Origin of the sequence: Streptomyces inhibens (assembly GCF_003389455.1) — a bacterium.
GTDB lineage: Bacteria > Actinomycetota > Actinomycetes > Streptomycetales > Streptomycetaceae > Streptomyces > Streptomyces inhibens.
In genome coordinates this window covers 1-9,213 of record NZ_QUAC01000013.1, presented here as the reverse complement: position 1 = coordinate 9,213, position 9,213 = coordinate 1, and the positions used below count along the sequence as shown (strand labels likewise).

The 9,213-nt window shown below is 70.9% G+C and carries 7 protein-coding genes and 1 pseudogene; all 8 read right to left on the bottom strand.

Going from position 1 to position 9,213, the window contains the following annotated elements; translation table 11 throughout:
* Nucleotides 1-75 precede the first annotated feature (75 nt).
* Entirely contained in the window at nt 76-1,101 is a 1,026-nt protein-coding gene (gene hpnH / locus DY245_RS01730) for an adenosyl-hopene transferase HpnH (protein WP_128502666.1), read from the bottom strand.
* Nucleotides 1,102-1,106: 5 nt separating this feature from the next.
* Nucleotides 1,107-1,775, bottom strand: coding sequence for a phosphorylase family protein (locus DY245_RS01725; RefSeq protein WP_128502664.1), 669 nt, complete (start codon nt 1,773-1,775; stop codon nt 1,107-1,109).
* On the bottom strand, nt 1,775-3,823 hold the full coding sequence (gene shc / locus DY245_RS01720; RefSeq protein WP_128502662.1) for a squalene--hopene cyclase: 2,049 nt from the start codon (nt 3,821-3,823) through the stop codon (nt 1,775-1,777). Before shc ends, DY245_RS01725 begins: the two co-directional genes overlap by 1 nt.
* A gap of 108 nt (nt 3,824-3,931) precedes the next feature.
* On the bottom strand, nt 3,932-5,053 hold the full coding sequence (locus tag DY245_RS01715) for a polyprenyl synthetase family protein (protein WP_128502660.1): 1,122 nt from the start codon (nt 5,051-5,053) through the stop codon (nt 3,932-3,934).
* Nucleotides 5,050-6,507: a hydroxysqualene dehydroxylase HpnE gene (hpnE, locus tag DY245_RS01710; RefSeq protein ID WP_128502657.1), complete on the bottom strand. Its 1,458-nt coding sequence runs from the start codon at nt 6,505-6,507 to the stop codon at nt 5,050-5,052. Before hpnE ends, DY245_RS01715 begins: the two co-directional genes overlap by 4 nt.
* 100 nt (nt 6,508-6,607) lie before the next feature.
* Nucleotides 6,608-7,561 (bottom strand): presqualene diphosphate synthase HpnD, encoded by a 954-nt coding sequence (gene hpnD, locus DY245_RS01705; protein ID WP_128502654.1) that lies wholly within the window; start codon nt 7,559-7,561, stop codon nt 6,608-6,610.
* The gene (gene hpnC / locus DY245_RS01700) at nt 7,558-8,424 is read right to left on the bottom strand and encodes a squalene synthase HpnC (RefSeq protein ID WP_128502670.1); all 867 of its coding nucleotides are present in this window, start codon (nt 8,422-8,424) and stop codon (nt 7,558-7,560) included. The genes hpnD and hpnC overlap by 4 nt, the downstream gene beginning before the upstream one ends.
* Before the next feature lie 546 nt (nt 8,425-8,970).
* Nucleotides 8,971-9,213: pseudogene (locus tag DY245_RS01695) on the bottom strand (ABC transporter ATP-binding protein); the annotation flags it as partial.

The window sequence follows — 9,213 nt, the reverse complement described above, 5'->3', positions numbered from 1 at the left end:
CGCGCGCGGGCGCGAGACGGGCCGGACCGGGCGCCGGGGAGCCTCCATGGCGCAGGCTCACCGCTCTGCATCAGGTCACGGGCGGTTTCCCGCCACGGTCTCCCTGGCGGCTCTGAGGGATTCCTTGAGCGAGCCCATGGTGGCGAGGACGGCGGTGGGCTCGTAGCCGCAGTGCGCCATGCAGTTGGCGCAGCGCGGATCCTTGCCCCGGCCGTACTTCTCCCAGTCGGTCTCCTCGATGAGCTCGCGGTACGTCGGGACGTAGCCGTCGCTCATCAGGTAGCAGGGGCGCTGCCAGCCGAACAGCGAGTAGTTGGGGATCGCCCAGGCGGTGCACGGGAAGTCCGCCTTGCCTTCCAGGAAGTCCAGGAAGAGCGGGCTGTGGTTGAGCCGCCAGCGGCGCCGGTTGCCGCCGGCGAAGGCCTTCTTGAACAGCTCCCGGGTCTGCTCGACGCCCAGGAAGTGCTCCTGGTCGGGGGCCTTCTCGTAGGCGTAGGCGGGCGACAGCATCATTTCGTCGACCTGCAGATCGTCATTGAGGAAATTCAGAACCTCGATGATGGTCTGCGGGGTGTCGGTGTTGAAGAAGGTGGAGTTGGTGGTGACCCGGAAGCCGCGCCGCTTGGCTTCCTTGATCGCCGCCACCGCCTCGTCGAACACGCCTTCCTTCGCGACGGATTCGTCGTGCCGCTCACGCATTCCGTCGATGTGCACCGCGAACGCGAAATACGGCGAGGGGCTGAAGCTCTCGATCTTCTTGCGCAACAGCATGGCGTTGGTGCACAGGAAAACGTACTTCCTCTTCGCCACCAACTGCCGCACGATTTCGTCGATCTGCGGGTGCATCAAGGGCTCCCCGCCGGCGATGGAGACCATCGGGGCACCGGACTCCAGCACCGCGCCGACCGCCTGTGCCACCGGCATCCGCTGCTTGAGCACCCCCGCGGGGTGCTGGATCTTCCCGCAGCCCTCGCATTTCAGGTTGCAGGCGAAGAGTGGTTCCAGTTCGACGATGAGCGGGAATTTCTCACGCCGGCGAATCATCTTCTGTTCAAAAAGATAGGTCCCGACCCGGATGGACTGACGGAGCGGCATGGCCATCTGGCTCACCTCCTGGGGAGCAGCAAAGAACGGTGCCATTCGTAGAAAACAGGAAGGACGGAGCGCAGCACACGGAAGGCCGATATTCCACCGCGCACGGTGCCGATGCGTACGAGTTCATGTTCTGGAGCGTCCACGACCACTCGGACAGCCGCAACCGGACGGCTGCCGGCGCGCATCGCCGTACGGAGCGTGGCGGCGGATTCCATGTCCACCGCGACCGCGCCGGCGGCGTGCAGCTCGGCCCGCTCGGCGCCGCGTACGACATGGTCGGAGCCGCGCAGCAGGCCGCTGTGCACCCTCAGGCCGCGCTGCCGCAGGGCCTGGAGCAGCGGGCCGTTGTCGCGGCAGCGCACGTCCGGTGCGCCCGGCTCGTGGCCGCGGGTGGCCTCGGCGACGACCACGTCCCCGGGCTGCATCCCGGGGGCGAGGCCGGCGCAGAAGCCGCTGGCGACGACGGGGGAACGTGCGGTGACCGCGCCCTCACCCAGCGCTTTGGTCAGGGCGCGTTCGGCCGCCTGGGGGCCCATGCCGGTGCGCAGCGTCACCAGCCGCGGGCCGGCTCCCCCCACCTTTTCACCGCGGTCACCACCGCGCAGCGCGAACCGCTCGATGCCCAGCGCACAGGCGACCAGCAGCGGCGGGTCCGCGTCCGGCGGGGGCCGTCTCGACATCAGGACCCCACCGGCGCGCAGGCCGGTCCCCCGTTGACGTAGCGGCCCAGGGCCGTCAGCGGGAAGACCTGACGGTAGAGGTGGTAGTTGATGGAGAAGTCCCAGGGAAAGCCCGTACCGGTGAAGTACGGCTCGTCCCAGGAGCCGTCCTCGCGCTGGGTGTCGATCAGCCAGCGCACTCCGCGCCGGACCGCCGCACCGTCGCGTTCACCGGCCGCGAGCAGCGCCATCAGCGCCCATGCGGTCTGCGAGGCGGTCGAAGCGCCGCGCCCGGCCCACTTCTCCTTGTCCCGGTAGGAGCGCTGGTCCTCGCCCCACCCGCCGTCCTCGTTCTGCACCCGCTCCAGCCAGCCGACGGCCCGGCGGACCGCGGGGTGCGAGCCGGGGATACCGGCCGCGGCGAGCGCGGGGAGCACCGAGCCGGTGCCGTAGACGTAGTTGGTGCCCCAGCGGCCGAACCAGGCGCCGCTGGGCTCCTGCTCGGCCAGCAGCCAGGCGATCCCGCGGCGGGTGCGCGGGTCATGGGTACGCCCTACGTCGGCGAGCATCTCGACGACATGGGCGGTGACATCGGCCGACGGCGGGTCGATGACCTCACCGAAGTCGCAGAACGGCAGCCGGTTGGGGAACGGGCTGGTGTTGTCGACGTCGAAGGCGCCCCAGGCCCCGTTCTTGGACTGCATACCGAAGTTCCAGCGCACCGCGCGGCTCACCGCGGCGTCGACCCGCTGCGGATCGGGGTGCTTGACCCGGCGCAGCGCGAGCACCACCTCAGCGGTGTCGTCGATGTCCGGGTAGTTGTCGTTCTCGAACTCGAACGCCCAGCCACCGGAGGGGAGTTGGGGCCGCTTGACGCTCCAGTCGCCGGGCCGGTCGATCTGCTCGGCGAGCATCCAGTCGACGGCCTTGACCAACTGTGGGTGGTCGGCGGGCAGTCCGGCATCGGCGAGCGCGATGGTGGCCAGGCAGGTGTCCCAGACCGGGGACTGACAGGCCTCGATCATCCGGGTGGGGGCACTCCCCCTGGCTGCGCCGGGGGGACCGTCCTCGCGCCATACGGCGAACCGGTCCAGGGACGCGAGACCGGTGCGCAGCACCGGGTGGTCGAGGTCGTAGCCGAGGAGGTGCAGGGCGATGATGGAGTAGACGGCGGGCGGCTGGATGCCGCCCCAGCAGCCGTCGTTCTCCTGCCGCTCGATGATCCAGCGGGTGGCGGAGCGCATCGCGGCGCCGCGCAGCTTGCGGAGGGCGACCTTGTGGTAGACGTGCAGCGCCTTGTCCAGGCGCTGGAAGACGCCGTCCCAGCTCGTGGCGGGGGCGAGCGGCCGCGGCGGGTTGGGGTCGCGCGGATCGGTGTGCAGCTCGTCGAGGGCGAACGGCGCGGGGCGTACCGGGCGCTTCGCCGAGACGATGGTCAGTGGCACTATCGTCTGCCGCGCCCAGCACCCGAAGGCGTAGATGCCCAGCGGGAACCACTTGGGGAAGTAGATGAGCTCCGGGGGCAGTTCGGGCAGGTCGTCCCACTTCCACCAGCCGAAGAGGGCCAGCCAGATGCGGGTGAAGACCCGGGCGGCGGCGACCCCGCCCTGCTCGCGGATCCAGGCGGAGGCCGTCGCCATGTGCGGTGCGTCCGGGGCGTCCCCGGCGAGCCGGAGGGCGACATAGGCCTCGATGGTGGTGGAGAGTTCACCGGGCCCGCCGTAGAAGGTGGCCCAGGTGCCGTCCGTGCGCTGCTCACCGCGGATGTAGCGGGCCGCCGCTTCGGTCAGTTCGGGGTCCTGGATGCCCAGGAACTGACGGAGCAGCAGGTCCTCGGCGTCCATCGTGACGTTGGTCTCGAGGTCGCCCTTCCACCATCCGGCGGGGTCCTGGACGGACAGCAGGTAGTCGGTGGCGCGTGCGGTGGCGCGGCGGGCGGCGTCCGCCGTGTCCTGCCGTACCGCGGTCCGGGTGCTGTGGGTTGCTTCGGTTTTCTCAGCGGTGGCATCGCTGGCCGAGGGGGCCCGGGGCGGCAGCGCCCCGGTGCTTCCGTCGGTCGTCGCTGTCATGGCTTCCCCTTCTGCAGTGAACTGTCAAAAGCGTGCTCAGGGATTCCGTCGGCCGGCGCCCGGATGGCACCGGCCGGCGACTGCGATCTATTCGGTGTCGATAGGTGATCATCTCTCGCGTACGACGACGAAGTCCGCGAGCGCCACGAGCTGTTCGCGGACCTTTTCCGGCATGTCGACCCCGTCCAGCGCGGCGATGGCCGTGGCGTGCTGGCGGCGGGCCTCCTGGGAGGTCCACTCGCGGCCGCCGGCCTCCTCGATGAGCGCCGCGCGGGAGGCGAACTCCTCCTCGGTGAAGTCGGCGATCTCGGTCTCGCTCTTCTTCGCGTCGGCCGCCAGGATCTCGGCGAGGCGCTCGGAGGCCGGGCCGCCCGCGGCCAGCGCGGCGACGACCGGCAGCGACTTCTTGCGCTGACGCAGATCACTCCAGGTCTGCTTGCCGGTGGCGTCCGGGTCGCCCCAGATGCCGAGCAGGTCGTCGACGGCCTGGAAGGCGAGGCCGAGGTGGTAGCCGTACTTCTCCAGGGTGTCCGCGGTGCGGTCGTCGGCGCCGCCGAGAACCGCACCGATGGAGACGGCGCAGGCCAGCAGGGCACCCGTCTTGTTGCCCTCCATCTCCAGGCACTCCTCGACGGTGACCCGCTCGCGGTGCTCGTAGGAGATGTCCTGGGCCTGGCCGTCGATCAGCTTGCGGGTGGCCAGGGTCAGCCGGCGGGTGGCGCGGCCGGCGTCGACCGTGCCGAGCTCCAGCAGTATTTCGTTGGCGAGGGCGAACAGCGCATCGCCGACGAGGATGGCCTGCGCGGGGCCGTGCACCTTCCACACCGTGTCGCGGTGCCGGCGCTGCTCGTCGCCGTCCATGAGGTCGTCGTGCAGCAGCGAGAAGTTGTGCACCAGCTCGACGGCGACCGCGCCGGGGATACCGACCTCGGGGGCCGCGCCGGCGGCCTCGGCCGACAGCAGGGCGAGCGCGGGCCGTACGGCCTTGCCGCTGTCGCCCGCGGAGGGGCGGCCCTCGGCGTCGATCCAGCCGAAGTGGTAGGCGGCGACGGTGTCCATCGGAGGAGCGAGCCGGTCCACGGCGGCACGCAGCACGGGAGTCGCAAGCGTCCGCCCGCGCTCCAGCAGCGCGGTGACGCTCTCGGTGTCGATAGCTGGGGAAGCCGGATTCACGGTTTCTCCTCTGTTTCCGATGCTCGTGCTCGTGCGAGCGCTCGTACTCGTAGTCATGCCGCCTCCTGAGGCAACTGGCCCTGGGGGAAGCCGAGTTCAATGAGTGCCTCGCGAGCGGCGGCAGTGCCGCTGCGAACAGCGCTTTCCATGGTCGCGGGCCACCCGGTGGCGGTCCACGCACCGGCCAGGAACAGGCCGGGGGCTTGGGTGCGGGCGGCGGGGCGGAGCCTGCCGACGCCCGGGGCGGGCGCAAAGGTCGCGGTGCGCTCGCGGGTGACGAAGAAGTCGTGGATCCTGGCGCCCCGGGCGGCGGGCAGCAGCCGCTCCAGCTCGGGCAGATAGCGGGCGCGGAGCTTGGCGACCGGCTGGTCGATCTCCTCCTGCGCGGCGGACTGCGAGACGGCCAGGTACTGGCAGTGCTCGTTGCCGGCGACGCGCGTCAGCCCCGAGGCGTCGGTGCGGTCGAAGACCCACTGCACGGGGGAGCCGACCGCGGCGAAGAAGGGGCGGCGCAGGACCTTGCGGTCGTAGACGACATGGAGGTTGAGGATCGGGGCGGTGCCGATGTCCAGCAGCCGGTCCCTGTCGTCGAGGGCGCCGTCGGGCAGCAGGGCGTGGGTCTCGCGCTGCGGTACGGCGAGGACGACGGTGTCCGCGGTGAGCTGTTCGCTGCCGTGCGGCCCGTTGTCCACCGAGACCTGCCAGCCGCCGTCCTTGCGCGCGAGGGCCCCGGCGCGGGTGCGCAGGGCGATCCGCACGCCGGCCTTCTCCAGGGCGGTGCTGGCGAGGGTGTCGTGGACGTCGCCGAGCGGGACGCGGGACCAGCCGATGTCGGCGGCGCCCGGGGCGGACAGCAGCCCGGTCTTGAAGACCTTGGCGGCCAGGCCCATCGAGACGTCCTGGGCACGGGCGTTGAGGGTGGCGATGCCGACCAGGTCCCACAGCGCCTCGACGGCGCGCGGCGACTGGCCGTATCGGCGCAGCCAGCTGCCGAAGTCCGTCTCGTCCAGCGCGGGGTCGGCCGGGTCGAGGCCCTTGAGCGCGAGGGTGGCGCGGACGACCGCGGCCCGTTCGGCCGGTGAGAGGTGCGGGTAGAGCGCGAGGCTGCGGGCGAGGTGCAGCGGGACGGGCAGCGCGGTGCGGCGCAGCCGGCCGAGCCGCAAGCGGTCGGCATCCAGGACCGGGACGTCCATACGCTCCTGGAGCGGCACCAGATGTGCGGCGTCGATCCGCTCCAGCAGCTTGCTGTAGGCGGTGCAGCAGCGCAGATAGACATGCTGGCCGTTGTCGACGGTCAGCTCGCCGGCGGTGGAGTCGCGGCGGAAGGAGAAGACCAGTCCGCCGAGGCGGGGGCGGCCCTCGACGAGGGTGACCCGCAGCCCCGCGTCGGCCAGTGCGAGGGCCGCGGTCGTGCCCGCGAGACCGCCACCGACGACCACCGCGGCCGCCCCGTCGGGACGGCCGGCCGGCCGGTCGTGGTGCCGTTCGGGGCGCGTGGCTCCCGATGTCATGTGCTCTCCCCCCGTACGCCTGTGAAAGACGCAGCCGTCCTGGGGAGGGTTGCCCGCCGTACTGACGCGGGATCACCGCTGTCGTTCGTGGCCCGGCGCATCATCCGCGCCTCCTGACGGCCTGCCGGCGGCCGATCGCCCGTGCGTCGAGCCCGGACAGTCCGCGCACCGCGACGAACGCCTTCTCCCGGCCCGGCAGCGAGACCCGGCCGCGCAGCACGGCCTCGGGGTCGGCGGCGATCCGCGTCAGCAGACGGTGGTAGATACCGGCCATCGCGGCCACGCAGGCGCCGCTGCGCCGGTCGAGCATCGGCAGCAGCCGGAAGCCCTCGGCGAACAGCGCGCGGGCACGCTTCACCTCGAAGTGCACCAGGCCGGTGAAGTCGGAGCCGGGCGGCGGGACCGGGCGCTCGAAGCCGGCCGAGCAGCCGAATTTGGCGAGGTCCTCGGCGGGAAGGTAGGTACGGCCGTTGCCGGCGTCCTCCCGAACGTCCCTGAGAATGTTGGTCAGTTGGAGTGCGAGCCCGAGGGTGTCGGCGTACTCGGAGGCGCGCTCGGCGTCCTGCGCGCCCGGTACCGTGCCGAACACGCCCAGCGAGAGCCGGCCGATGGCCCCGGCGACACAGCGGCAGTAGACCTTCAGCTCGTCCCAGGTCTCGTAGTTCTCGCCGCGCACATCCATCAGCACGCCGTCGATCAGCTCGTCGAGACCGCCCAGCGGGAGCGGGAAGCGGCGGGCGGCGTCGGACAGCGCGACGGCCACCGGGTCGGTGTCGTCCTCGGCGATCCGGCCGTCCTTGATACGGGCCAGCAGCGCCCGGGTGTCCTCCAGGCGCTGTTGCTTGGCGGTGGGCGCCAGATTGCCGTCGCCGATGTCGTCGACCCGGCGCGAGAAGGCGTAGAGCGCCGACATGGCCTGCCGCTTGTCGGTCGGCAGCAGCCGGATGCCATAAGCGAAGTTGCGTGCCTGCTGCCCGGTGATGGCCTCGCAGTAGCGATACGCAGCGAGCACCGGCGCGGACGCGTGTGCAGTTGCCTCCACGGTCCGACTCACCCCTCTCTTCGCAATGTCGCCGTCACCGCGCGCAGCAGGCTGAGCTTGGTCGGTTTGGGCGGTCCAGGGAGTACGTCGTGATCGGCGGCCGCGACCGCCTGGAGTGCGGCGCGCCCGCCGGCCACAAAACCGGCCAGCAGCAGCTTGAGTCTGCCGTGGACGCTACCCACCAGCGGGGTGCCTTCATTCAGCAGCTCACCGGCGCGTTCCGCCTCGAATGCGATCAGTGCGCGCACCGATGCGCCCCCGCTCGGCGCGGCCAGATCGGCCTCTGTGACGCCGAAGCGTTTCATGTCCTCGGCGGGGAGGTAGATGCGGTCGCGCCCGAGGTCCTCGGCCACGTCCTGGAGGTGTTCGACGATCTGCAGGGCGGTGCAGACCGCGTCCGAGCGGCGGATGCGCTCGGGGCTCGCGGTGCCGGTGATGCCGAGGACGAGCCGGCCGACGGGGTTGGCGGACAGCTCGCAGTAGGCGACCAGGTCGTCGTAGGTGCCGTAGCGGCTCACCCGCTGGTCCTGGCGGTTGGCCTCGATCAGGCGGAGGAACGGTTCGGGGGTCAGCGCGCAGCGGCGGACGGTCGGGCCGAGGCGGCGCAGGAGCGGATGGCCGGGGCCGGGGGCGCGGTCGCTGAAGACGCGGTGCAGGTCCGCTTCGAGTGCGTCCAGCAGCGCGGGCCTGTTGTCGGCTTGTGCGCGGTCCAGTCCGAGGAGTACGGCATCGCCGCCGCCCGGTGCGAGATCGCCGTCGCCGATGTCGTCGACGAGCCGGGCGAAGCCGTAGACGGCCATCAGATCGGTACGCCAGGCGCGGGGCAGGAAGAACGGCGCGACCGGGAAGTTCTCGTGTGCGGCCTGGTCGAGCACGGTGCGCGTCTGCTCCCGCCCGTCACCTGCCGCCACCCTTCCGAGGAAGGCGCGGCGCGCCCGCTCGTTGTCTCGGCTCACCGGGGGCTGCCCGGCGCATTTCGGTGCCGGAGCGAACCAGTAGCCATTGCCGTCACGTCTCCCGTTCTACACCGCCAAGCTAAAACATCCTATTTCGGACACGCCGCAGCTGGCGACGCGCCCCGATCGAGCCCACATCGCCCGCCTGGGTGAGCATTGCCCGACTTGTACCACTTGTGCCGTTCGGTACCTGTACAGCTTACGCCGTACGTCTCGCCCCCCTCCGAGCGGGTACCGAAGCCCGGGACAACAATCCGGTCAACATCCACTGATTCCGAACTGTTCCCGGCCCCAGCGGAGTTGACCATCTCCTAACCATCGAAAGCCTCCGCGAGGCGGACTCGCGGAGGCCTTCGGATGCGGGAGGGGCTACTTGCCCGTCTCCTTCTCGTACGCCTTGATCACTTCGTCCGTCGGGCCGTCCATCAACAGCNGACTCGCGGAGGCCTTCGGATGCGGGAGGGGCTACTTGCCCGTCTCCTTCTCGTACGCCTTGATCACTTCGTCCGTCGGGCCGTCCATCAACAGCTCGCCGCGCTCCAGCCACAGGACCCGGTCACAGGTGTCCCGGATCGACTTGTTGTTGTGGCTGACCAGGAAGACCGTGCCGGCTTCCTTCCGGAGCTCGCGGATGCGGGCCTCGGAGCGCTTCTGGAAGCTGCGGTCACCGGTGGCCAGCGCCTCGTCGATCATCAGCACGTCGTGGTC